The sequence below is a fragment of the Streptomyces nogalater genome (assembly GCF_039532885.1).
Lineage (GTDB): Bacteria > Actinomycetota > Actinomycetes > Streptomycetales > Streptomycetaceae > Streptomyces > Streptomyces nogalater.
The window spans coordinates 75,358-97,332 of sequence record NZ_BAAASM010000002.1 but is presented as its reverse complement, the minus strand read 5'-3'; the positions used below and the strand labels follow the sequence as shown (position 1 = coordinate 97,332).

Here is a 21,975-nt window from a genome sequence, read left to right as displayed (position 1 = left end):
AGTTGGCCGGTGCCCGGCCCACAAGAAGCGTGCACTCACAGGCGCAGGACGACTTTGCCGAGGTTGGCCCGGCCGGTGATCACCCGGTGCGCCGCCTCCGCCTCCTCCAGGGCGAACTCCCCGTGCACGGCGGGCTTCAGGACGCCCTCGGCGTGCAGCCGCCACAGCTCCCGGCGCCAGCGCTCGTACAGCTCCGGCTGCTCGCGGGCGACCAGCGCCATCTGGAAACCGGTCACCGACTTGGCGCCCACCAGCAGGTCGTACGCCTGGATCGTGCCGCCGCCCGAGCTGTAGGCGACCAGGCGGCCGTGCGGGGCCAGCGCGGTCAGGGCCGGGGTGAGCAGCTCGCCGCCGACGGCGTCCAGGACGCAGTCGACGGGCTCGCCCCAGCCGGCGTCGTCGTACCGCACGCAGGCGTCCGCGCCGAGGGAGCGGACGAAGTCCGCCTTCGCGGCGCCGGAGACGGCCCCCACCACCCGGCCCGCGCCCCGCGCCCGGGCGAGCTGCACGGCGAGATGCCCGACACCGCTCGCCGCCGCCGTGACGAGGACCGACTCGCCCGGCGCGAACCGCGCCGCCTCCAGCGCGCCGTAGGCCACCAGGCCGCTGCGCACCAGTGCGACCGCGGTGACGAAGCCGGCGTCGTCCGGCACCGGTGAGGCCATGGCCTCGCGCACCACGGCGAAGTCGGCGTACCCGTGGCCGAAGCACAGCCCGGTCACCCGGTCACCGGTCCGGAAGCGGGAGACGCCGGGGCCGGTCGCCACCACCTCGCCCGCGACCTCCCCGCCCAGCGGCACCGGCTCGGCGGCCTCGGTCACCTTGCGGACCACCGGCAGGGTGAGGCCGACGGCGGCGCAGCGCACCAGCAGTTCGCCGGGGCCGGGCCGCGGGACGGGCACCTCCTCCAGGAACAGGGGGCCGCCGGCGGACTCGTACCGGACGCGACGCATCGCACACCTCCTCGGGCCGGGCACCCCGGCACCGTCGGCCGTGAGGCCGTTCGTTGGGATCGTGGGGAATACCCATGAATTCGTTGGGAGGTCCAACGGTAAGGGAGGTTCGTGGGGAAGTCCAATGATTCTTCGGTTAGGCTGCGGCCATGGCCGAAGCACCCCTGCCCGCGATCCGTTCCCTGCCGAGCTGGCTCCTGGGCCGGGCCGCCGCCCGGGGCCGCGCCCTGGTCGCCGGCGCCCTGGCGGCCGAGGGGCTGAAGATGTGGCACCACGTCGTGCTCTCCGCCGTCCGTGACCTCGCCCCGGTCGCGCAGGCCGACCTCGGCCGAGGCGTGGGACTGGACCCCAAGGACGTGGTCGGCATCCTGAACGACCTTCAGTCCGCGGGCCTGGTCGAGCGCGCCCCCGACCCCCGTGACCGGCGCAAGAACGCCGTGTCCCTCACCGACGAGGGCGCCCGGCTCCTCGTCCGCTGCGAGAAGGCGGCGCGCGAGGCCAACGACGACCTGCTCGCCCCTCTGTCGGCCGGCGAACGCGAGCAGTTCGTGCGGCTGCTGACCCGGATCTCCGGCGTCTCCGCCGTCTCCGGCAGTCCCGCCGTCTCCGGTGTCTCCGGCGGTGACAGTGCTTCCGGCTCGGAGGGCTGACGTCGCCGCCCGGCGTTCCCGTCAGCCGTGGGTGGCCGGCTCCCGCAGGGCGATGCGGTGCTCACCCGCGTACACGTTCATCGAGGTGCCCCGCAGGAAGCCCACCAGGGTCAGGCCGGTCTCCACGGCCAGGTCCACCGCGAGCGACGACGGCGCCGAGACAGCCGCGAGCACCGGGATGCCCGCCATGACCGCCTTCTGCGCCAGCTCGAAGGAGGCCCGGCCGGAGACCATGAGGATCGTCCGGGACAGCGGCAGCGCGTCGTTCCGCAGCGCCCGTCCCACCAGCTTGTCGACCGCGTTGTGCCGGCCCACGTCCTCGCGCGTGTCCAGCAGCTGCCCGTCCTCGTCGAACAGGGCCGCCGCGTGCAGCCCCCCGGTGCGGTCGAACACCCGCTGGGCCGCCCGCAGCCGGCCGGGGAGGTCCGCCAGCAGCTCGGGGGGGACCCGGAGCGGGGGAGTGTCGGCGATGGGCCAGCGCGCGGTCGTCCGGACGGCGTCCAGGCTGGCCTTGCCGCACAGGCCGCAGGAGGAGGTGGTGTAGACGTTCCGCTCCAGCGTGAAGTCCGGGAGGGCGACGTCGGGGGCGGTGCGCACGTCGACCACGTTGTAGGTGTTCGAGCCGTCCGCCGTGGCGCCCGCGCAGTAGACGATGTTCCGCAGGTCCGCCGCCGTGGCCAGGGCCCCCTCGCTCACCAGGAAGCCGGCCGCCAGATCGAAGTCGTCGCCCGGGGTCCGCATGGTGATCGCGAGCGGCTTGCCGTTCAGCCGGATCTCCAGCGGTTCCTCCGCGACGAGGGTGTCCGGCCGGGTGGAGACCGCCCCGTCGCGGATGCGCAGGACCTTGCGTCGTTCCGTGACTCGTCCCATGTTCCGATCAGCCCCGGTTCTGTGCGTGCTGGCCGCCGACCGTCCCATTGTCCTGCACATGGGGAGCGGGGGACCGGGCGGGGGCGGGTCATGAGCGGCGCGCGGATTATATGGACGTCCGACGGTCTGACCGGAGCCGACAATCGCAGCGCCGGTTTCCTGTGGCCTCACCTGCCGTCGTACCGGCCGGTCACTGACCACACTGGTGGATCCCGCCACCCACGGCCACGAGGGGATTCCCGCCATGAACGGCTCGCGCATCGTCGCCATCGGCCACTACCAGCCCGCCCGGGTGCTCACCAACGACGACCTGGCGGCCATGGTCGACACCAGCGACGAGTGGATCCGCAGCCGGGTGGGCATCCGGACCCGGCGCATCGCGGGCCCCGACGAGCCGGTGGACGAGCTGGCCGCGCACGCCGCCGCCAAGGCCCTCGCCGCGGCCGGGCTGACCCCCGACGACATCGACCTGGTCCTCGTCGCCACCTCCACCGCGATCGACCGCTCCCCGAACACCGCCGCCCGGGTAGCGGCCCGGCTCGGCATGCCGGGGCCCGCCGTGCTGGACGTCAACGTGGTCTGCGCCGGGTTCACCCACGCGCTCGCCACCGCCGACCACACCCTGCGAGCCGGCGCCGCCACCCGCGCGCTGGTCATCGGCGCCGACAAGATGTCCGACGTCACCGACTGGACGGACCGCAGCACCTGCGTCCTGGTCGGCGACGGGGCCGGCGCCGCCGTGCTGACCGCCTGCCCGCCGGGGTCCGCACCCGGCATCGGGCCGGTGCTGTGGGGGTCGGTGCCCGCGATGGGGCACGCCGTGCGGATCGAGGGCACCCCGCCCCGGTTCGCGCAGGAGGGCCAGAGCGTCTACCGCTGGGCCACCACCCGGCTGCCGGCCATCGCCCGCCAGGCCTGCGAGAAGGCCGGGGTGGCCCCCGAGGAACTCGCCGGGGTCGTCCTGCACCAGGCCAATCTGCGGATCATCGAGCCGCTGGCCCACAAGCTCGGCGCCGTGAACGCGGTGATCGCCCGCGATGTCACCGAGTCCGGCAACACCTCGGCCGCCAGCATCCCGCTCGCCTTCTCCAAGCTGCTCGAACAGGGTGCCCTGCGCAGCGGCGACCCGGTGCTGCTGTTCGGGTTCGGCGGCAACCTGTCGTACGCCGGGCAGGTCGTGCGCTGCCCCTGAGGACCGGCCGTCGTACGGGATTTCCCCTTTCCGCGCGGCTGCGGGCGGGATCCTGTGCACCGTAGACTGTAGACGAAAGACAATCGATACCGACTGTCCCTCGCCCACGCGTTCAGACCCGCCCAGGAGGCCCGCGATGTTGTCGACCGGACTGCCGCAAGGGGCGGTGCCCAGGCTGGAGCGGCCGGGACCGCTGCGCGAGCGCGTGTACGAGGCGCTGCTGGAACTCATCACCACCCGCGCCCTGCGGCCCGGCCAGCACCTGGTGGAGAGCGAACTCGCCGGGCACCTCGGCGTCTCCCGGCAGCCCGTGCGCGAGGCACTGCAACGGCTGAACACCGAGGGCTGGGTCGATCTGCGGCCCGCCCAGGGCGCGTTCGTGCACGAGCCGACCGAAGAGGAGGCCGACCAGCTGCTCACCGTCCGCACCCTGCTGGAGGCGGAAGCGGCCCGGCTGGCCGCCGCGCACGCGGACAGCGCCGGCGTCGCCGCCCTGAAGGAGCTGTGCGCCGAGGGCGAGCAGGCCGTGGCGGCCGAGGACGTGGACCGCGCGGTCGCCCTCAACGCGGCCTTCCACAGCAAGGTGATGGAGCTGGCCGGCAACACGGTCCTCGCCGGGCTCGCCGCCCAGGTGGACCGGCGGGTCCGCTGGTACTACACCCCGGTGGCCCGGCAGCGCGGCAGCCAGTCCTGGGTCGAGCACCGGGAACTGATCGCCGCCATCGACGCCCGGGACGAGCAGCGCGCCACGCATCTGATGCGTGAACACACCGAGCACACCCGGCGGTCGTACCACGAGCGCGAGACCGCCTGAGCGGCACGCGCCGGGTGTTCCCCCGTCCGGACACGGGCGGGGGGGGAACAACCGGGAGGGCGCGGCCGGTTGGACCGGTGGGCCGTCAGGCGGCCGGACGCGGTGCGGGGGCCGGTGCCCGGTCCGCGTCGCCCCGGCCCGGCTGCCGCAGCAGCAGGGCCAGCGCCGCCGCCACCATCGAGACCCCGCCGGCCAGCGCGTAGGCGCCGTCGTAGCCCCAGGCACCGACCACCATGGAGCCGAGGCCGCCGCCGAACAGCCCGCTGATCAGCTTGCCGCTGTACACCAGGCCGTAGTTGGTGGCGTTGTAGTTCTCGCCGAAGTAATCCGGGGTCAGCGCCGCGAACAGCGGGTAGAACGCGCCGCCGCCGAAGCCGGAGAGGAAGGCGAAGAACAGGAACAGCCACTGGTTCTTCAGCTCGCCGGCCCAGATGACGCCGAACTGGGCGAGCCCGAGCACCACGATGACGAACACCAGCGTCGTCCTGCGGCCCCACAGGTCCGACAGCCAGCCGACCACCGCGCGGCCGACGCCGTTGATGACGGCCATGACACCCATCGAGGACGCGGCGACCAGGGGGCCGAAGCCGACCTCCTTGGCGAAGTCGACCTGGAAGGAGATCCCGAAGATCGACACCCCCGCCGTCATCACGACCATGACCCACATCAGCGGCAGCATCCCCGTCCGCACGGCCTCCCCGGGAGTGAACTGGCGCACCGCCGGCGGATTCTTCGCCAGGCTCGCGGCGCTCGTGCCGTTCCCCGGGCGCGCCAGTGGGTCCACGTCGGCCGGCCACCAGTTCTTCGGCGGGTCCTGGAAGAAGAACGCGCAGCCCGCGACCACCACCAGGACGTAGCAGCCGATCAGATCGAGCACCCGCTCGTAATTCCCGGTGTCGAACGCGTAGTTGAAGACGAAGATGAAGGGCAGCGAGCCGTAGGCGAAGCCCCCGTTGACGAAGCCGGTCTTCGCCCCGCGCCGCTCCGGGAACCACTTGCCGACCATGTTGATGCATGTGGCGTAGATCAGCCCGGAGCCGACCCCGCCCACGACACCGAAGCCCACGATCGCCGGCAGGACGTCGCGCAGGTGGGACAGGGCCAGGAAGCCGAGCAGACACATCACGGCGCCGAGGTACATCGCCCGGCGCGCCGTGAGCAGGCCCCGCTCGCGCAGCCAGCCCGCCGGGAACGCGACGCCCGCCTGGAAGAAGATCCAGACGCTCAGGATCCAGAACGTGTCGCTCCGGGTCCAGCCGTGGGCCGCGGACAGGGTGTCCTCCGCGGAGCCGTAGGCGTACTCCGAGACGCTGATGGCCATCATGGAGAGCCAGGGGAGGTACACCATGAGCCTGCGGGAGTGACCGAGGATGTCCCGGTCCGTCTCGCCGACGCGGTAGACCCGGCCGCGGGCGTCGGTCACCTCGCGGTACGTGTGCCGCGGCCGGCCCGGCCCGGCCGGGGTCTGCCGTGTCTTCATGTGATCTGACGTCATGTGGGGTCAGCTCCTCGCCGGTGGGGGAACGGATGGAGGACGGACGGTGCGCCGGGCACGGGGCGGGGCCCGGCGCCGTACGTGAAGAGGGGGGAGGCGGGTGGGGCGAGCAGAGGGGGCGGAGCCGGCGGGACGCACCCTCGGATCCGGGACCGCCGGCCGGTCATCTCATGAACCGCCGCGCAGCAGGCCGGCCGCCCGCGCCCACCGGTACTTGGCGCCGAGCACGGCCACCGGCTTCTCCGTCGTGTACGGGTACGCCACGACGCCCCGCTCGAACAGGCACCGGCAGGCCTCCTCGACCTCCACGTCACCGGCGAGGGAGGCCACCACCGGCTTCTCGACGCCGCGCTCGCGGAACTCGGCCACCACGCGCGCGGTCAGCTCGGCGAACACCATCGGCGGGGTGACGATGGTGTGCCAGTAGCCCAGCACCAGGGCGTGCACGCGCGGGTCCCCGAGTGCCAGCCGGATCGTCGCCTCGTACGTCGACGGCGGCTCGCCCCCGGTGATGTCGACCGGGTTGCCGGACGCGCCGAACGGCGGGATGAACCGGCGGAACGCCTCGTCGAGGTCGGGCGGGATCTCCATCAGCGACAGCCCGTGGTCCGCCGCCGCGTCCGACAGCAGCACCCCGCTGCCGCCCGCGCCGGTGATGATGACGACGTTGTCGCCTTTTGGGGCGGGCAGCACCGGCAACGCGCGCGCGTACTCCAGCAGGTCCTCCAGGCCGGGTGCCCGGATCACCCCGGCCTGCCGGAGGATGTCGTCGTAGACCGCGTCGTCGCCCGCGAGCGCCCCGGTGTGCGAGCCGGCCGCCCGCGCGCCCGCCGCCGTACGGCCCGCCTTCAGTACCACCACCGGTTTCCTCGGCACCACTTCGCGGGCCGCCGCCACGAACGCCCGCCCGTCCTTGAGGTCTTCCAGGTGCATGGCCACGCACTCGGTGTGCGGATCCTCGCCGAACCAGGTGAGCAGGTCGTCCTCGTCCAGGTCGGCCTTGTTGCCGAGCCCGACGATCGCCGACACGCCCGTCCTCGTGGTGCGCGCGAAGCCGAGAACGGCCATGCCGATGCCACCGGACTGCGAGGTCAGCGCCACCGGGCCCTTGACGTCGTACGGCGTGCAGAACGTGGCGCACAAATCCTGCCAGGTGGAGTAGTAGCCGTAGATGTTCGGGCCGAGCAGACGTACGCCGTACCGCTCGGCGATCTCCACCAGTTCCGCCTGGAGCGCGTGCTCGCCGGTCTCCGCGAACCCGGACGGGACGAGCACGGCGTTGGGGATGCCCTTCCGCCCCACCTCCTCGAGCGCCGCGGCCACGAACCGGGCCGGGATGGCGAAGACGGCCACGTCCACCTCGCCGGGCACGTCGGTGACGCTCCGGTACGCCTTGCGGCCCAGGATGTCGTCGGCCCGGGGATGCACCGGGTGGATGTCACCGGCGAACCCGCCGTCGAGAAGGTTGCGCAGCACCGAATTGCCGATCTTTCCGGGCTCGTTTGAGGCGCCGATCACGGCCACCGAACGCGGCCGCATCAGCCGGTGCATCGAGGCGAGGATCTCCTCGCGGCCGTACCTCCGCCGGGGTGCGGGCCGTTGCCCGGCGAGGATGATCCGGATGTCGGCGGCGACCGCGCCCCGGTCCGTGGCGATCACCGGATTGAGGTCCACCTCGCCGATCTCGGGGAAGTCCGCGACCAGCCGGGACACCCGCCGGATCTGCTCGGCCACCGCCCACCGGTCCACCCCGGGCCGCCCGCGGACCCCGCGCAGGACCTGGGCCGCCCGGATGGAGTCGAGCATCCCCAGCGCCTCGTCGGCATCGACCGGCGCGAGGCGGAACGTCACATCCTTCAGCACCTCCACCAGCACCCCGCCCAGCCCGAACGCCACCACCTTCCCGAAGGCCGGATCGGTGACCGCGCCGACGATGACCTCCTGGCCCGCCGGCAGCAACTCCTGGACCAGCACCCCCTCGATACGGGCCCCGGCGTCGTAGGCCCGCGCGTTGCCGACGATCTCGTGGAACGCGGCCCGCACCCGCTCCGCGCCCTCCACCCCCACCATGACCCCGCCGGCCTCGGTCTTGTGCGGGATGTCCGGTGAGACGATCTTCAGCACCACCGGTCCGCCCAGCCGCGCCGCCGCGGCCACCGCCTCGTCCACGTCCCCGGCCAGTTCCTCGCCCGGTACGGCGATCCCGTACGCGTCGGCGACCACCCTGCCCTCGGGCGCGGTCAGCGCGGTACGGCCCGCGGCCCGCACCGACTCCAGCAGCGCCCGTACCCGTGCCACCCGGTCCCCGTCCCCCACTCAGATCACCCCGTCCGACTTCAGCAGGCGCAACTCGTCCACGGTGAACCCCAGTTCACCGGCGTAGATCTCCTCGTTGTGCTCACCGAGCAGGGGCGAGGCGGTCACCTCCACGGGGGAGTCGGAGAGTTTGATCGGGCTGCCGACGGTGACGAACTCGCCGCGCTCGGGGTGCGGAACGCGCACCACCATGCCGTCGGCGGCCAGCGAGGCGTCCTCGATGATCTCCTTGGTGGACAGGATCGGCCCGCACGGGACGTCGTGCGCGGTCAGCCGCTCCAGCACCTCCCGCTTGGACAGCGTGGCCGACCACTCCTCGATCAGCTGGAACATCTTGTTCAGCTTCGGCAGCCGGGCCTCCGGTGTGGCCCACTCGGGGTCGTCGGCGAGCTCGGGCCGGCCGATGAGTCCGGTGATCGGCCGCCAGCCGACGGGCTGGACGATGACGTACACATAGTCGTTCGGGCCGCCCGGCGCGCACTTGACCGCCCAGCCCGGCTGACCGCCGCCGGACGCGTTCCCCGAGCGGGGGACCTCCTCGCCGAAGTCCTCGTTGGGGTACTCGGCGAGCGGCCCGTGGGCCAGCCGCTGCTGATCGCGCAGCTTCACCCGGCACAGATTGAGCACGGCGTGCTGCATGGCCACGTCGACCCGCTGCCCGCGCCCGGTCCGCTCGCGCTGGAACAAGGCCGCGAGAATCCCCGCCACGGCGTGCACCCCGGTTCCCGAGTCGCCGATCTGGGCCCCCGTCGCCAGCGGCGGCCCGTCCTCGAAACCGGTGGTCGCCATCGCCCCGCCCATGGCCTGCGCGACGACCTCGTAGGCCTTGAACCGGGTGTACGGGCCGTCCCCGAACCCCTTGATGGAGGCGTACACGAGCCGCGGGTTGATCTCCCGGACGCGTTCCCAGCCGAACCCCATCCGGTCGACCGCGCCCGGCCCGAAGTTCTCGACCATGACGTCCGAGCGGCGGATCAGCTCGGTGAGGATCTCCTTGCCGCGCGCGGTCTTGGTGTTCAGCGTGATGCCGCGCTTGTTGCAGTTGAGCATCGTGAAGTACAGGGAGTCGACGTCCGGCAGGTCCCGCAGCTGCCCGCGGGTGATGTCACCGGCCGGCGCCTCCAGCTTGACGACGTCCGCGCCGAGCCAGGCGAGCAGCTGGGTGGCGGACGGCCCGGACTGGACATGGGTCATGTCGAGGACGCGGATACCCTCAAGTGCCTTGGCGGACATGAGCGGTCACCTCACTTGTACATGGTCTGGTTCATGGTTCCGGGGGCGTACGCGTCCGGGTCGATCCAGACGTTGATCAGTGACGGCTTCCCGGACTCGCGGGCCCGGCGCAGGGCGGGGCCGATGTCGGCGGGGTCGCGGACCTCCTCGCCGTAACCGCCCAGGATCCGCGCGAACTTGTCGTACGGCACATCGCCGAGGGTGTTGCCGACCCGCTCGCGGTCCTTGCCGTACTTGGCGGCCTGGCCGTAACGGATCTGGTTCATGGAGGAGTTGTTGCCGACGATGCCGACGAACGGGAGGTCGTAGCGGACCAGCGTCTCGAAGTCCCAGCCGGTCAGCGAGAAGGCGCCGTCGCCGAAGAGGGCGACCACCTCCTTGTCCGGGCGGGCCTGCTTGGCGGCGAGCACGAAGGGGATGCCGACGCCGAGGGTGCCGAGGGGGCCGGGGTCCATCCAGTGACCGGGCGACTTGGGCTGGACGACCTGTCCGGAGAAGGTGACGATGTCGCCGCCGTCGCCGATGTAGACCGAGTCCTCGGTGAGGAAGTCGTTGATCTCGCCGACCAGCCGGTAGGGGTGGATGGGCGAGGCGTCCGACCTGAGCTGCGGCAGCCGCTTCTCTACGGCCGCCTGCTCGGCCGCGCGCAGCTCCTCCAGCCACTCCTTGCGCCGCACGGCCCCGCCGTCGGTCCGTCCGGACGCGGCCTGGGTGACGGCCTTCAGGACCAGTCCGGCGTCGCCGACGATGCCGAGGCCGATGTCCCGGTTCTTGCCGACGGTCCGGTAGTCCAGGTCGATCTGCACGACCGTGGCGGTGGGGGAGAGGCGCCTGCCGTAGCCCATGCGGAAGTCGAACGGGGTGCCGACGATCACGATGACGTCGGCGTGCGAGAAGGCGTACCGGCGGGTCAGCTGGAAGTGGTGCGGATCGCCGGGCGGGAGGGTGCCGCGTCCGGCGCCGTTCATGTACGCCGGGATGTTCAGGGTGCGCACCAGCTCGACGGCGGCCTCGGTGCCGCGGGTCGTCCACACCTGGCCGCCCAGCAGGATCGCCGGCTTCCGGGCGTGCACCAGCAGGTCGGCGAGCTTCTCGACGGCTTCCGGGTCGCCGGCCGAGCGGGTGGAGGCCCGGTAGGCGCCGGCCCGCGGCACCCGGGCCCGCTCGCGCGGCACCTTGGCGTCGAGGACGTCCCGGGGGATCTCCAGGAAGGAGGGGCCGGGGGCGCCGTGGTAGCACTCGCGGAAGGCCATCGACACCATGTCCGCGGCGCGGGCGGTGTCCGGCACGGTCGCCGCGAACTTGGTGATCGGCGTCATCATGTCGACGTGCGGCAGGTCCTGGAGGGACCCCATCTTGTGCTGGCCGAGTGCGCCCTGGCCGCCGATGAGCAGCATCGGGGACTCCGCGCGGAAGGCGTTGGCGACCCCCGTGACGGCGTCGGTCGTGCCGGGGCCGGCGGTGACCACGGCGCAGCCGGGTTTGCCGGTGATCCGGGCATAGGCGTCGGCGGCGTGCGCGGCGACCTGCTCGTGGCGTACGTCGACGACCTCGATCCCCTCGTCCACGCAGCCGTCGTAGATGTCGATGATGTGGCCGCCGCAGAGGGTGTAGACGCGGTCGACCCCTTCGGCCTTCAGCGCCTTGGCGACGAGATGACCGCCGGAGATCAGGTCGTGGGCGGGGTGGGCGGGCTGGGCGCGGTCGGGGGTGTCGCCGGGGGTGTCGCCGGTGGGCTGGGGCATGGCGAGGTCCTCTCCCTGTCGGAGGGCGTGCGTGCAGGGCGTGCGTACAGCACTGTGGATTGCATACAGTCGACGAATACTGTATGGACTGGTTATCCCTCATCCGGTGGGCGCTGTCCAGGGGGTACGGGCGCCTTTCGGCCACCGGGGCTCGGTGGGATTCCGGCCTGTCACGCGACGTACCGAGATGTTCGCGGACTGTGTGGAGACGGCCGGCCGCGCAGGTGAGAGCGTTTCCGGCTGCCCCCCGGCGGCGGATACGCAGGTGAAACGCGCTCCGAAACCTTGGTATTGTTGTCCATGTCGCCGCGGGGAACACCCCCCAAGGCGGCAGACACCTGGTCCGGGTGGCGGAATGGCAGACGCGCTAGCTTGAGGTGCTAGTGCCCTTTATCGGGCGTGGGGGTTCAAGTCCCCCCTCGGACACCAGCGGAAGACCCCAGTTCACCTGGGGTTTTTCTGTTTTTCCAGATGTGGCGTGACCAACCACGTGACCAACAGCCGAGCGAACTTCCTGGTCAGACCAGGGATGACAGGCCGATTCGGGCAGCGCTGGAAGCGGCCAGCTTCTTCGCCCCTTCGGCGCGACGCCTGCCGTACCGCGCCATGGTGTAGCCCGGCGAGTGGTGCCGGGCGTTGGCCGAGACCTCTACCGGGTTCTCGTGGTTGTCGAGATCATTCGTGATCTTCGACGCCCGCCAGTCGTGCAGCCGGAAGTTCTCCGGCAGGTGCAGACGGTTGCGTGCCGTCCGCCAGCGGGCCGACACCTTCTCGGGGTCCTGTGGTCCGCCTGCCTCGCCCCGGTACAGCTTGAAGCCGTCACGGGCGAAGACGAGATCATGGTCCACCCAGAGATCCCCGAGGCGTTCCCGCTCTCCGAGAAGATCAGTACCCGCGTGAAGGAGCGGCCGGAACTGGAGAAGGCGTTGGCTCTGGCGCGAGAGATCAAGACAGCCGCCCCGAACCAACCGGTGATCCTCACGGTGGTGGAGATGAAGCGTCTTGCCCGCAACGCGGCAGAACTCATGACGTTGTCCTCCACCCTGCAAGCGGACGGCATCCAACTGGAACTCCTCTCCGGCCCCTTGCAGGGTGTGTACGACCCGAACGGGGCAGGTGCGATCGTGTTCGCCGTCCTGGCCGTGGCCGCAGAGGTAGAGCGGGAAGGCATCCGGGAGAAGACGTTGGAGGGGCTGGACACTGCGGCCCGCAAGGGCAACCACGGTGGACGCCCCTCCGTGGTGGACGACGACAAGCTAGCCGTGGCCCGTGCCCGGCACGCCAAGGGAGAGAGCGTCACCGCCATCGCCAAGGCGCTGGGGATCTCCCGGGCCACCTTGTATCGGCACATCGGTGAGAGCGCCTGAGACAGGCGCACAGGGGCGCAGTCAGGCGCTCACCTCGGAGCGCACCGGGACGGGTGGGCGAACACCGGTGAGCGCCTCCGCGCGGGCAACGAGCCGGGGTGCAAGGTCGGGGTACCAGCCACGGGCTACGGCTTGCAGCATCTCGGCCAGGGCCGCGAGTTCCCCGATTCGGCCGGCCGGGGTGTCGAGGGTCGGCGCGAACTCCCTGCGGATGCGGGCGGCTACGTCGGGAACGAGGAGGCTGTTGGCGTGGAGGAGCCCCGCGTCATAGCCGAACGGCACCAAGCCCCACCGCTCCCAGTCCAGCAGACACAGGGGCGCGACGGTGAGGTTGCCCCAGTGCAGGTCACCGTGACCGGTCACCCGCTCCACCTTGCCCGGGGCCGGGATGCCGAGGAACTGGGGGAAGGCCCGTTCGATCCACCCATCCCGGACGGTCGTCTTCACACCCTCCGCTTCAGCGAGAAGGGCAAGGGCTTGGCGAAGGTCCGCCCACCACTCGTCAGGCAACCCCGGATCGTGGTCGATGTCGGCCCGGTCCGGGGACACGATCGGCTGCGTCACGTAGTCGAGGACTTCCGCCTCGAAAGCCCACTCGCCGTCAGTCCAGTCGTGCACCTCGTACAGGCGGGGACGAGGGACGCCGTCAGGCACCAGCTCAGAGGCGCCGACGATGCCCTCCCCCCGCTTCCTGCCCGCGTTCCTCTTCGCCGTCCGGCTCAACCGCAGCCACCGGTCCCCCGCTCGGCGTCCGAGGGTGACACCAAGGAAGCCCCACGCCAGCGGCCCCGTGCAGGTGAGACCCAGTGCCTTGGCCGCCCGGTCGTGAGCGGCCTCCATCAGGGCCTGCACCTCCTCATTCACCGGCGAGTTCATCCGTCACCCTCCTGAGTTTCTGGGCCGTCAGAGGCGCAGCCAGAGCCTTCGCCGCATCGTCCCAGTGTTCACGGGTGCTCGCGGAAGTCAGGACGACATCGAGGCCAGGGCACGAGCCAGCGGCCAGCAGGGCAGCGGCTGCGGCCGACAAGCCAGGGCGGATGAGGTTCACCAGTTCGGGTGTCATGGCGTCGAGGAGGGCGCCCCCGTGCAGGGGCGCGGAGCCGAACGTGATCAGCCCCGCGTCCTTCGCCTGCACCAGTGGCCCGCCACCGTTCAGGGCCTGTGTGATCGGGGCATCCATGATCAGGCTGACGGGCATCTGCAAGCCCGTGAAATGGTGCTCGGCGGAACCCGCCGCCTGCCGGGCGAGAGTGAGCAACTCGGGCACGCTGAACGCCCCGGAGGTCAGACCCGACCAAGTGGCGACGCCGTACCCGCCGATCCTGCCCGCATGGGCGAACTCCTCCAGCGCCGTAAAGGCTTCCCGCACACGCCCGTGCAGAGCCGTACGGTCAAGGCCCTGGCCGTCGTGCTCCGGGTTGTGCACGAACACCAGGTCCACGCGCCCGAGCGCGGCCAACGAGCGCTCCATCTGCCAGCGGACAAAGCCCCGCCCCAGGCTGTGCCTACCGGCCGCCTCTTCCCAGGCGAGCACGCCGTCAGCCAGTGCGGTGCGGCCCTGCTCCTCCGTGAAGAACCCCGCCTTCGTGGCTACCCGCACGGTCGCGTACTCCCTGAGAAGCGGGCGCAGCTCCTCATGCGCCCGACCGTGGGCGTAGTTGGGTGCCGTGTCCACCCACGGGCTACCAGCAGCCAGGGCGGTGCGTGCCGCCTGACTGACAGCACGCACGCGGTATGTCCCCAGAGAGAGCGCGGCGGTCACAGCGCCGTCCCCACGACTGCGACGGCGTGGCCGTCGATGAGGACGGAGACCAGTTCGGCTACGTCCTTGACCTCCAGTCCGGCGGAGTCGGCCATCTCGCCCAGCGTGGTCGGCTGGTTGGTCAGCAGCGTGCCCAGTACGGGAGCGGCGGACTCGGCGAAGTCCCACGCGGTACCGGCTGCCGAGAAGGTGATTGTGCCCTCTGCCGGGTTCGCCGTCAGGCGGCCCCTCGGAGCGGTCAGCTTGACCGTGATCTCCCCTCGTGCGGGGAGCCCGTGTACGTAGGGCAGGGACGGAATCGCGTGGCCCAGGTCGGTCGTGTCGATCGACTCCGCCCACCGCTCCACGAGGCGCGGGTCCGCCATCATGTCGGTCACCTCACGGCGCACGGCGTCGATGAAGTCCGCCTGTTCCGCCAGCGGACCGAAGCGTGGGATGTCCCTGCGGAGCGCGAGGGACGCCCGGAGCTGATCCACGACCCAGAGCATCAGGTCAGCGCCCGTGTGCGTGACCGTGCCGAAGGTGAGGTGAAGGGATTCCGTCCCCTGGTCAGCGGTGACCGCGTGCCACCAGCCGCGCGGCAGGTAGAGCACGTCACCCGGGGACAGAACGAGGTCCGCCAGGGGGTCGCCCTCCGGCTCCTCCGGCGACTCCACGTCTCGGAAGGTGGGCGCCTCGCGGGTCATCCCCCACAGGCGCCACCGCTTCGAGCCATGCAGTTGGACCACCACCACGTCGTGGTCGTCCCAGTGCCGGCCGAAGCCCTCCCGCTCGGTCCACGAGGCGTACACGTTGGCCTGCACGGAAGTCCCGAGGAAGCGAGCCAGCCCCTCCGCAGCCGCCCCCACAGCGGGGTGGATCTTCTCCACCGCGTCGAGGACCAGCGACGCCCCGTCCCTGAGCTGGGCGTGGAAGTCGGACGGTTGGATGCGGGACCAGGTGACCGCTCGGCGGTTCGTGGTGGGGATGGCGTAGCGGTGCAGCGGGACCATCTCGCCGTCGACCGAGAGGCGCAGCCGGGGCGGCTCCAGCCGCTGTGTGGCGATGATTCGGTTCAGGTCGTCCCAGGAGAACATGCCCGCCGTGTCGGCGGCTCCGGGGATGTGTGCGTAGGAGCGGTGGTACGTCTGGGCGAGGAACTTGTCCCCGCCCAGACGCCCCGCCCACGAGGCTGCATCAAGCAACGTGGGCGCTCCCGTCAGTCGTTGCCGTCGGAACGGCCACCGCTGACGTCCGACTCCTGCTCGGCACGAGTGCGCGCGGCCACGATCTTCCGCTTCGCGATGAGCAGGCCACCCCCCTCGGGGGCCACGGAACTGGTGTTCTCTTCCACCATCGGACTACCTCTCTCTTCTCGGGGACTCCCGCCCGGGATCAGGCGGGAAGCAAAGGGGGCACAGCGGCGAGCCCGGCGGTTACCGGATCGCTAGGACCCCGGCGAGAACCACGGCACAGCCGCCGAGGATCATGGCCAGGTACAGCGGCCCCGCGTACCAGCCGAAGTGGCGCAGCACCCAGCGGCCCAGGGCACGACTCACGCCGTCTTCGGCTCCGCCGCGACAGGGCGGAGATCGCTCACAGACGGCGAGCTGCGGCCCGTGCACCGAGGGCACCCGCAGGGCGGGTACTTGGTCGGTGAACCCAAGATCACTGCGTTGCGCGGGTCCACCTGCACCTCACGAACCGGGCCGTACGTCCGGCCGCCGTCGTATGACACCCGCAGGGTCATACGTCCGCCGTTGCGCTTTCTCGTTTCGTCTCGCTCGGTCGCCGCCATGGGGGAAATCATTGACCTGGAAAGCGGGGGCTGTGTAGTTCTTTCCCGTCACGGACTAAAGATCATGAACGGCAAGCAGCAGACCACTCCGCCAACAAGGCTCGTGCTTTGTCCCCGAACAGTGCATAGCCCTCCAGTGTGGAGAACAGTTCCAGGTGCATTTCGATGTCTCTTGGATCTCTCAGAATCACGACACCGGTCGTGTTCTCCACAGTGGCCAGCGCGTTGTCATAGACGGTGAAGGTGTCCATGGGCGCCATAGGCTTGTATCCCGCGATTGGGATAACCCCGAGCTTCACGTTCGTAAGGTGGGTAAGTGAGGCCAGCCGGTCAATCTGCATTGCCATCGCGGCCGGGGGAAGGAGCGGCCACCTCACAGCCTGCTCGGTCAGGATGAAGGTGAACCGCTTCTTCGTGTCGTAAAGAACCTCCTGCCGCTCCAGCTTCCTCGCGATCGTCTTAGTGACATCGGCCGGGGAATGGGCAAGGCTGGCCCGGATGTACTCAGGGGTGGACAGCAGTCCTGTAATCATCGAGAGCAAGAAGAAGCGGAATTCCGTAGACGAGGATTCAAGGGCTGCAAGTTCAGTCTGCTTCTTCTCCAGCCCCCTACGGCGCAGCGAGCGCAGGTCTTGCCATTCGGTGTTGGCCAGCCGCGCAAGGGCGATGACCTCCTCGATGACCTCGGGCGGAGCCACGACGGCCCGGAGGATTCTTTCCAGGTCCAGCAGACTCGGTTGGACCTTCCCATTCTCGATCCGGCTGATCTTCGATTGGGACATGTTGCAACGCCGAGCGAGCCGGTCCCCAGTGAGGCCGGCTCGCTTGCGTAGTTCTTTCAGCAGGGCCGCAAGTTCCTGTTTAGGCTGGCCCAACTGCTCAGGATCGAACGTCACCCGCTCACGTACTCCAGGAATGGAACCGACTCGGCAACAGCAATTCGCTTCCACTGCCGATACGGCTCGGGATCGCCCTCGTGCAACTCCCGGTTTATCTGCGTCCCGTCCGCCCGGTAGTTCATCAGGACCACCTTGGACTCATCGAACATCCAGAAATCCTGATCCGGAAGTCCCGGGTTTTCCCGGTCGGTGAGATCGAGGATGCGGATATCCTCACCCACCTTCACGTGATGCCGGTAGTAATACTCGAACTCGAACCGAAGGTAGTCCGAGAGCGGGCGGGTCACGACGTGCACCCTGCCGACGCTCTTTCCTTCCGAGGCCCATTGCCGAACCTCGTCCATCCATGCCGACGTGTAATCGTCGGGGGATTTCTCCCCGGCGAGGAAGCGCTTCAGCTTCTCCGCTTCCTGGGGCATGGTGTAGGCGGGCAGCGTTTCCAGCCGCCACGCCTCACGCTCCATGGAATCGAAGCAGTTATTCCACGCGTCACCATCCAAGTGCACGGAATGCCTCCCTGAGAACCGCCTCGGGGATTTCCACGAGCCCTTCCCCGGAGGGCGGGGTGAAGGCGTCGGACACGTCGCCCTGCACCACGAACGACCCGGTAGCCGTGCGGTACACGTTCGGGCAGTCCTTCTCTCCGCACTCGCCGTTGCCGTTGCCCGTGAGCCGGGTGAGTGCCGAACGTTCGGACATGCCAAACCCCCTTGCTCTGGCCCCGTTTGGGCCACCTGCCGAACGACAGTAGAGGGGGTGGCGCTACGCGTCTATGCGCGAACGCGACTATGCGTGTCCTTGCATAAACAGCTTCCGACCGCCCCGCCCACCCCCGGTACGTGGTCGCGTACGCGCCCGTGCAGACTGGGCGTAGCCTCGTGGCGCCGTCCGGGAAGCCTGACCAGGGACGGACGCCTCGGAGGAGGGTTGGTCACGTGACCAACGCATGACCAACAGGGGCCCGAGAGGGCCTGAAACAGCAGGAAAGAACAGGAGAAACGCCCGCCGAAATCCAGCCTATCGACGGGCGTTTTCCCAGGTCAGAACGGTTGGGGGCTGGTGCCCGAGAGGAGAGTTCAAGTCCCCCCTCCAGTGGAAGACCCCAGTTGATCTGGGGTCTTTCTGTTTCCCCGGTGTGATGTGACCAAGAGCCGGGGGTGGGCCTCCGCCGCCGCCTGCGAAGTCCATCGTCCAAGGGGCTGCGCTCGCCGGCCGACAGCAGTGCGATGAGGTGTTCGGCCGGTTGTCAGTGGCGGCGCCTACTGTGCGCCCATGGACGACAGCTCACAGCAGCCGGTCAACGCTCGGCGCTCCGCCCGCCCCGAAGCCAAGGGGAACACGGTCCCTCCTGAGGGGCCGGTGAAGCCCAAGGGCATCGCGCTGTATCACGACATGCGGGTGGAAGAGGACTTCACCAAGTGTGCGACCCGCCTCTTCTCGATCCTCAAGAAGGCGGCGGCGACGAGTCCCGGCGCCCCTCGCTATCTCTACCTGGACGTCCAGGGGCACCGCGACACCGCCGGTGACTACGACGCCGACGCCCGGGAGATCATCCAAGTGTTCCTGCCGGAAATCCTCGGCCCGTATCTCACCGAGATCAGTACACCGCTCTACCAGGTGAGGAACCCCGAGCCGCAACGCGAGGACCTGCCTGCCGTCCTGAACATACGAGACCCCGACCGCGCACACACCTACGACCACCGCGAACTGCCCGTGCGCAACCGGGAGAGCCGACCCGACCGGCGCCGGTCGAGGCCCTCGCTCCGGGCCATCGCCGACTACCTCGGTCTCGATGAGCCGATCTGCCTGATCTGCTGGCAGGCGCCGGTGGAACGGGCCCATGTCGTTCCGGATTCGCTGGGCGGTTCCAACGATGTGCGCAACTTCGCCCTCCTCTGCCCACGCCACCACCGTGAGGCCCCCGATGTCGCGGATGCCGAGGCGTTCTGGTCCTGGGTCGACTACGCCTGTGAACGCGACGGCCATATGAAGTGGCAGGGGGTGGAGCCGGAGATGCTGGCCAAGGCGGAACGCGTCGGCCTCCGCATCGACACATCGGGACCGGTCCGGAAGAGTCTGCACCATTTCGACCGAGTCCGTGACGAACTCGTGCGCCACTACGGCTGGTCTCCGGAGGACTTCGCCGGCGGCGACCACTGGGGAGCGCTGATGCGAGAGTTCCACACGGTCATGGACGCGGCGACCAGCACTCACTTCAACGTCGCCAAGAAGGCGTCCACCGAGGCATGGGCCTTCGAAGTGGCTCGCAGACGTCTGAGAGACGGGGCCGCGCAGCACGAGGCCGGCGACGACCGGCTGCCCGTGTCGGACCGTCCGTCGCTCGCGTTGGCGGAGCGGACGGCGCGCAAGTCGCCCGACCGCGGTGGCGCGCAGAGCCTGGTCGACGCCGCGCGGCGGGCCGACATCGCGATCGAGGCAGCGGCACTCGTGCGCGACCTCATCGATTCGGCGGGGGTTTCCACCGCCGAGGAGGTGCTGCGGGGCCTCAAGGAGGAGGTGGCGGACCGTACCGCGCAACTCGACCGCCTGTCCGACGAGTTGATGAGTCACGCGGACTGCCGGTACTGCGGTCACGCCATAGCCCGGATCGGGGACGGCCCGTGGCTCCATACCGCTGCGGCACCCATGTCCCGAGGCTGCCGGGCCGCCAGTTACGACCGCGACGGCACTTGGGACAACTCCCTCGACCGGGCGTGGAAGGCGACTCCGCCGAAGTCTTACCGGTGAGTTGTCCGCGGGTGTCGTAGCGAAGGGGCCGGGGGTGTCGTGTGCCGTGGGTGGCGGTCGGGTGTATTGCAATGCACAGTCCAAAACCGTAGGCTCTGGGCATGGCTCGACCTAGGACGTTCGACGAGGAACAGGCTCTGGAAGCGGCGATGCGGACCTTCTGGCGGAAGGGGTACGAGGCCACCTCCACCGAGGATCTGTGTGCCGCCACCGGGCTGGGGCGCAGCAGCATCTACAACACCTTCAAGAGCAAGCACGCCCTGTTCCAGCGCGTCCTGCACCGCTATACGACCACCATGAACGCGCGCCAGATGGCCGTGCTGGAGGATCCGGCGCGCAGTGGTGCCGACCGGATCCGCGCCCTGTTCGCCATGGTGCTCGACGGTGACGCGCGGGACCGGCCCACCGGTCGCAGCCTGGGCTGTCTCGGTGTCAACACCACCATCGAACTCGCCGGCCGGGACGCCATGGCGGCCGGGATCCTGGAACGTGACACCGCCCATCGGCTGGACGCGCTGCGCGCCGTCGTCGAGGTCGGCCGGCGAGACGGCAGCATCACCTCCTCCCGGGACGCGGGCGACCTGGCCCGGTTCCTCAACGCCACCATCGCCGGCCTGCGTGTCTCGGCCCAGGGTGGCGCCGACCGGGCCGCCCTGGACGCCATCGTCGCGATCGCCCTCGATGCGTTGACCGCCTGACCGCCTGACCGCCTGACCGCCTGACCGGCCGACTGATCGGTTTGTCCTGTCGGCGCGGGTTCGTGCGGTCTAGCTGCTGCCCAAGTTTTGAACTAATCCATCCAAAACGATCCCTCACGACCTAGTTTTGAACAGTTCAGTCCATAATTGCTCCGCCCGCCACCAGCGCGGGCCCGTACGTCAAGGAGTGCCCACCGTGCCCCGTGCCGTCTACGTCCTGGCGCTCGGCATCTTCGCCATGGTGACCAGTGAGTTCGCGGTCGCCGGTCTGATGCCGCAGATGGCCGCCGGCCTGCACGCCACCGTCCCGCAGATCGGCTATCTCATCACCGCGTTCGCCGCCGCCATGGCCCTCGGCGGCCCGGTGCTCACCGTGGCGTTGATGAAACTCCCGCCCCGCACCGCCCTGCTGGTGCTGTTCGCCGTCTTCCTGGCCGGCAACGTGCTCGCCGCCACCGCGACCGGCTACGGCATCATGCTCGTCGCCCGTATCATCACCGGCGTTGCCTCCCAGGCCTTCTTCGGCGTCGCCATCTCGCTGTGCGCCCGGCTCACCCGGCCCGAAGTCCGAGGGCGTGCCGTCGCCGTCGCCATGAACGGGCTGATGCTCGGCACCCTGCTCGGGCTCCCGCTGTCCACCCTGATCGGCGAACGGCTCGGCTGGCGCGCCGCGTTCTGGGCCGTCTCGGTGCTCGCCCTGGCCGCCGCCGCGGCCACCGCCGTCGGTGTGCCGCGCCTCGACGCCGCACCGAGCGGCGGCCTGCGCGCCGAGGCCGGTGTCTTCGCCCGGCCCCGGCTGTGGCTGGCGCTGGCCACCAGCACACTGATCATCGGCGCCACCTTCTCCGCCTTCAGCTACTTCAACCCCATCCTCACCGGCCTCACCGGCTTCTCCGCGGAAACCGTCCCGCTGCTGCTGATCGCCTACGGCGCCGCCACCGTCGTCGGGAACACGGTCGTCGGGCGGCTCGCCGACCGGTACACCATGCCGGTCCTCGCCGTCGGCCTGGTGCTCGGCCTGCTCTTCCTGAGCGGCTTCGCGGTCTTCGCCGGGGTGCCCGCGCCCGCCGTGGTCTGCATGCTGGGCGTCGGCCTGGTGGGCGTCACCATGAACCCGGCGATGGTCACCCGGGTGCAGCGCGCGGGCAACGCCGGGCCGCTGGTCAACACCGTCCACTCCTCCTTCATCACGCTCGGCGTCATCCTCGGCTCCTCCCTCGGCGCGGTCGCCATCGATCTGTGGAGCCTGCGCGCCCCGCTCTGGCTCGGCGCCGGCCTCGCCGCCGTAGGACTTCTCACCGTCCTGCCCGAACTCGGCCGCCGACAGCCCGACATGGGCGACGCGGTAACAGAGGTACGGGAAGCGACGCCGGGTGCGCGAGAAGCGGCGGCCGGTGTGCGGGAAGTGGTGCGCGAGAGCTGACCCGTCGGCGGCTGCCCGTCCGTGGCCGCCCGG

Annotated in this window: 22 protein-coding genes and 1 tRNA gene; 8 read left to right on the top strand and 15 right to left on the bottom strand. The window is 70.3% G+C overall.

The genetic code is table 11. From position 1 onward, the window contains the following. Positions 1–35 precede the first annotated feature (35 nt). Complete coding sequence (locus tag ABD350_RS02395) at positions 36–953, bottom strand: quinone oxidoreductase family protein (RefSeq protein ID WP_344345937.1); 918 nt, start codon at positions 951–953, stop codon at positions 36–38. Between the two features lie 149 nt (positions 954–1,102). On the opposite strand from ABD350_RS02395, the gene ABD350_RS02390 reads away from it, so the two are divergent. Next, positions 1,103–1,603 carry a MarR family winged helix-turn-helix transcriptional regulator gene (locus ABD350_RS02390; RefSeq protein ID WP_344345935.1) on the top strand — a complete coding sequence of 167 codons (501 nt, stop codon included), beginning with the start codon at positions 1,103–1,105 and terminating at the stop codon, positions 1,601–1,603. A gap of 21 nt (positions 1,604–1,624) precedes the next feature. Here ABD350_RS02390 and fdhD read toward each other — a convergent pair whose 3' ends face one another. Next, positions 1,625–2,473 carry a formate dehydrogenase accessory sulfurtransferase FdhD gene (fdhD, locus tag ABD350_RS02385; protein WP_344345933.1) on the bottom strand — a complete coding sequence of 283 codons (849 nt, stop codon included), beginning with the start codon at positions 2,471–2,473 and terminating at the stop codon, positions 1,625–1,627. Between the two features lie 244 nt (positions 2,474–2,717). Between fdhD and ABD350_RS02380 the strand changes: the two genes are divergently transcribed. Both ABD350_RS02380 and ABD350_RS02375 read left to right on the top strand, forming a co-directional pair. Beyond that, a complete protein-coding gene (locus ABD350_RS02380) occupies positions 2,718–3,665 on the top strand; it encodes a beta-ketoacyl-ACP synthase III (RefSeq protein ID WP_344345931.1) in 948 nt (315 codons plus the stop codon). Positions 3,666–3,801: 136 nt separating this feature from the next. Continuing rightward, a complete protein-coding gene (locus tag ABD350_RS02375; RefSeq protein WP_344345929.1) occupies positions 3,802–4,479 on the top strand; it encodes a GntR family transcriptional regulator in 678 nt (225 codons plus the stop codon). Positions 4,480–4,564: 85 nt separating this feature from the next. On the opposite strand, the gene ABD350_RS02370 is transcribed toward ABD350_RS02375, so the two are convergent. The 4 genes from ABD350_RS02370 to ABD350_RS02355 all read right to left on the bottom strand — a co-directional run bounded on the left by ABD350_RS02370 (position 4,565) and on the right by ABD350_RS02355 (position 11,268). Then, positions 4,565–5,974, bottom strand: coding sequence for an OFA family MFS transporter (locus ABD350_RS02370; RefSeq protein WP_344345927.1), 1,410 nt, complete (start codon positions 5,972–5,974; stop codon positions 4,565–4,567). Between the two features lie 168 nt (positions 5,975–6,142). Continuing rightward, the gene (locus tag ABD350_RS02365; protein WP_344345925.1) at positions 6,143–8,290 is read right to left on the bottom strand and encodes an acetate--CoA ligase family protein; all 2,148 of its coding nucleotides are present in this window, start codon (positions 8,288–8,290) and stop codon (positions 6,143–6,145) included. Further along, positions 8,291–9,523, bottom strand: coding sequence for a formyl-CoA transferase (frc, locus tag ABD350_RS02360; protein ID WP_344345924.1), 1,233 nt, complete (start codon positions 9,521–9,523; stop codon positions 8,291–8,293). Positions 9,524–9,534: 11 nt separating this feature from the next. Beyond that, complete coding sequence (locus tag ABD350_RS02355; RefSeq protein ID WP_344345923.1) at positions 9,535–11,268, bottom strand: thiamine pyrophosphate-binding protein; 1,734 nt, start codon at positions 11,266–11,268, stop codon at positions 9,535–9,537. A 341-nt stretch (positions 11,269–11,609) separates the two neighbouring features. Between ABD350_RS02355 and ABD350_RS02350 the strand changes: the two genes are divergently transcribed. Continuing rightward, positions 11,610–11,697 (top strand) — tRNA-Leu (locus ABD350_RS02350). Between the two features lie 89 nt (positions 11,698–11,786). On the opposite strand, the gene ABD350_RS02345 is transcribed toward ABD350_RS02350, so the two are convergent. Continuing rightward, complete coding sequence (locus ABD350_RS02345) at positions 11,787–12,116, bottom strand: hypothetical protein (RefSeq protein ID WP_344345922.1); 330 nt, start codon at positions 12,114–12,116, stop codon at positions 11,787–11,789. On the opposite strand from ABD350_RS02345, the gene ABD350_RS02340 reads away from it, so the two are divergent. After that, positions 12,108–12,635, top strand: a complete 528-nt coding sequence (locus ABD350_RS02340) for a recombinase family protein (RefSeq protein WP_344345921.1) — start codon at positions 12,108–12,110, stop codon at positions 12,633–12,635. The genes ABD350_RS02345 and ABD350_RS02340 overlap by 9 nt on opposite strands. A 21-nt stretch (positions 12,636–12,656) precedes the next feature. On the opposite strand, the gene ABD350_RS02335 is transcribed toward ABD350_RS02340, so the two are convergent. The 8 genes from ABD350_RS02335 to ABD350_RS02300 all read right to left on the bottom strand — a co-directional run bounded on the left by ABD350_RS02335 (position 12,657) and on the right by ABD350_RS02300 (position 17,772). After that, positions 12,657–13,511: a phosphotransferase gene (locus ABD350_RS02335; RefSeq protein ID WP_344345919.1), complete on the bottom strand. Its 855-nt coding sequence runs from the start codon at positions 13,509–13,511 to the stop codon at positions 12,657–12,659. Continuing rightward, entirely contained in the window at positions 13,492–14,397 is a 906-nt protein-coding gene (locus ABD350_RS02330) for an aldo/keto reductase (RefSeq protein WP_344345917.1), read from the bottom strand. The genes ABD350_RS02335 and ABD350_RS02330 overlap by 20 nt, the downstream gene beginning before the upstream one ends. Further along, positions 14,394–15,581 (bottom strand): cupin domain-containing protein, encoded by a 1,188-nt coding sequence (locus tag ABD350_RS02325; RefSeq protein ID WP_344345915.1) that lies wholly within the window; start codon positions 15,579–15,581, stop codon positions 14,394–14,396. The genes ABD350_RS02330 and ABD350_RS02325 overlap by 4 nt, the downstream gene beginning before the upstream one ends. A gap of 14 nt (positions 15,582–15,595) precedes the next feature. Further along, positions 15,596–15,733 (bottom strand): hypothetical protein, encoded by a 138-nt coding sequence (locus tag ABD350_RS02320; RefSeq protein ID WP_344345913.1) that lies wholly within the window; start codon positions 15,731–15,733, stop codon positions 15,596–15,598. A 79-nt stretch (positions 15,734–15,812) separates the two neighbouring features. After that, positions 15,813–15,935, bottom strand: a complete 123-nt coding sequence (locus tag ABD350_RS02315; RefSeq protein ID WP_344345911.1) for a hypothetical protein — start codon at positions 15,933–15,935, stop codon at positions 15,813–15,815. 301 nt (positions 15,936–16,236) lie between these two features. After that, the gene (locus tag ABD350_RS02310) at positions 16,237–17,070 is read right to left on the bottom strand and encodes a helix-turn-helix domain-containing protein (protein WP_344345909.1); all 834 of its coding nucleotides are present in this window, start codon (positions 17,068–17,070) and stop codon (positions 16,237–16,239) included. Beyond that, positions 17,067–17,579, bottom strand: a complete 513-nt coding sequence (locus ABD350_RS02305; protein ID WP_344345907.1) for a DUF6879 family protein — start codon at positions 17,577–17,579, stop codon at positions 17,067–17,069. Before ABD350_RS02305 ends, ABD350_RS02310 begins: the two co-directional genes overlap by 4 nt. Then, positions 17,563–17,772 (bottom strand): hypothetical protein, encoded by a 210-nt coding sequence (locus ABD350_RS02300; protein ID WP_189418471.1) that lies wholly within the window; start codon positions 17,770–17,772, stop codon positions 17,563–17,565. The genes ABD350_RS02305 and ABD350_RS02300 overlap by 17 nt, the downstream gene beginning before the upstream one ends. A gap of 573 nt (positions 17,773–18,345) precedes the next feature. On the opposite strand from ABD350_RS02300, the gene ABD350_RS02295 reads away from it, so the two are divergent. The 3 genes from ABD350_RS02295 (at position 18,346) to ABD350_RS02285 (ending at position 21,942) form a co-directional block, all read left to right on the top strand. Then, positions 18,346–19,821 (top strand): HNH endonuclease, encoded by a 1,476-nt coding sequence (locus tag ABD350_RS02295; protein WP_344345903.1) that lies wholly within the window; start codon positions 18,346–18,348, stop codon positions 19,819–19,821. Positions 19,822–19,922: 101 nt separating this feature from the next. Further along, positions 19,923–20,519, top strand: coding sequence for a TetR/AcrR family transcriptional regulator (locus ABD350_RS02290; RefSeq protein WP_344345901.1), 597 nt, complete (start codon positions 19,923–19,925; stop codon positions 20,517–20,519). Between the two features lie 196 nt (positions 20,520–20,715). Further along, positions 20,716–21,942, top strand: a complete 1,227-nt coding sequence (locus ABD350_RS02285) for an MFS transporter (protein WP_344345899.1) — start codon at positions 20,716–20,718, stop codon at positions 21,940–21,942. The last annotated feature ends 33 nt before the right edge of the window (positions 21,943–21,975 follow it).

Coding starts and splice junctions, on each gene's coding strand:
- frc (WP_344345924.1), bottom strand. CDS start 9,523: ATGTCCGCCAAGGCACTTGAGGGTATCCGCGTCCTCGACATGACCCAT.
- ABD350_RS02370 (WP_344345927.1), bottom strand. CDS start 5,974: ATGACGTCAGATCACATGAAGACACGGCAGACCCCGGCCGGGCCGGGC.
- ABD350_RS02380 (WP_344345931.1), top strand. CDS start 2,718: ATGAACGGCTCGCGCATCGTCGCCATCGGCCACTACCAGCCCGCCCGG.
- ABD350_RS02395 (WP_344345937.1), bottom strand. CDS start 953: ATGCGTCGCGTCCGGTACGAGTCCGCCGGCGGCCCCCTGTTCCTGGAG.
- ABD350_RS02290 (WP_344345901.1), top strand. CDS start 19,923: ATGGCTCGACCTAGGACGTTCGACGAGGAACAGGCTCTGGAAGCGGCG.
- ABD350_RS02390 (WP_344345935.1), top strand. CDS start 1,103: ATGGCCGAAGCACCCCTGCCCGCGATCCGTTCCCTGCCGAGCTGGCTC.
- ABD350_RS02375 (WP_344345929.1), top strand. CDS start 3,802: ATGTTGTCGACCGGACTGCCGCAAGGGGCGGTGCCCAGGCTGGAGCGG.
- ABD350_RS02335 (WP_344345919.1), bottom strand. CDS start 13,511: ATGAACTCGCCGGTGAATGAGGAGGTGCAGGCCCTGATGGAGGCCGCT.
- ABD350_RS02355 (WP_344345923.1), bottom strand. CDS start 11,268: ATGCCCCAGCCCACCGGCGACACCCCCGGCGACACCCCCGACCGCGCC.
- ABD350_RS02340 (WP_344345921.1), top strand. CDS start 12,108: ATGGTCCACCCAGAGATCCCCGAGGCGTTCCCGCTCTCCGAGAAGATC.
- fdhD (WP_344345933.1), bottom strand. CDS start 2,473: ATGGGACGAGTCACGGAACGACGCAAGGTCCTGCGCATCCGCGACGGG.
- ABD350_RS02300 (WP_189418471.1), bottom strand. CDS start 17,772: ATGTCCGAACGTTCGGCACTCACCCGGCTCACGGGCAACGGCAACGGC.
- ABD350_RS02295 (WP_344345903.1), top strand. CDS start 18,346: ATGGACGACAGCTCACAGCAGCCGGTCAACGCTCGGCGCTCCGCCCGC.
- ABD350_RS02320 (WP_344345913.1), bottom strand. CDS start 15,733: ATGGTGGAAGAGAACACCAGTTCCGTGGCCCCCGAGGGGGGTGGCCTG.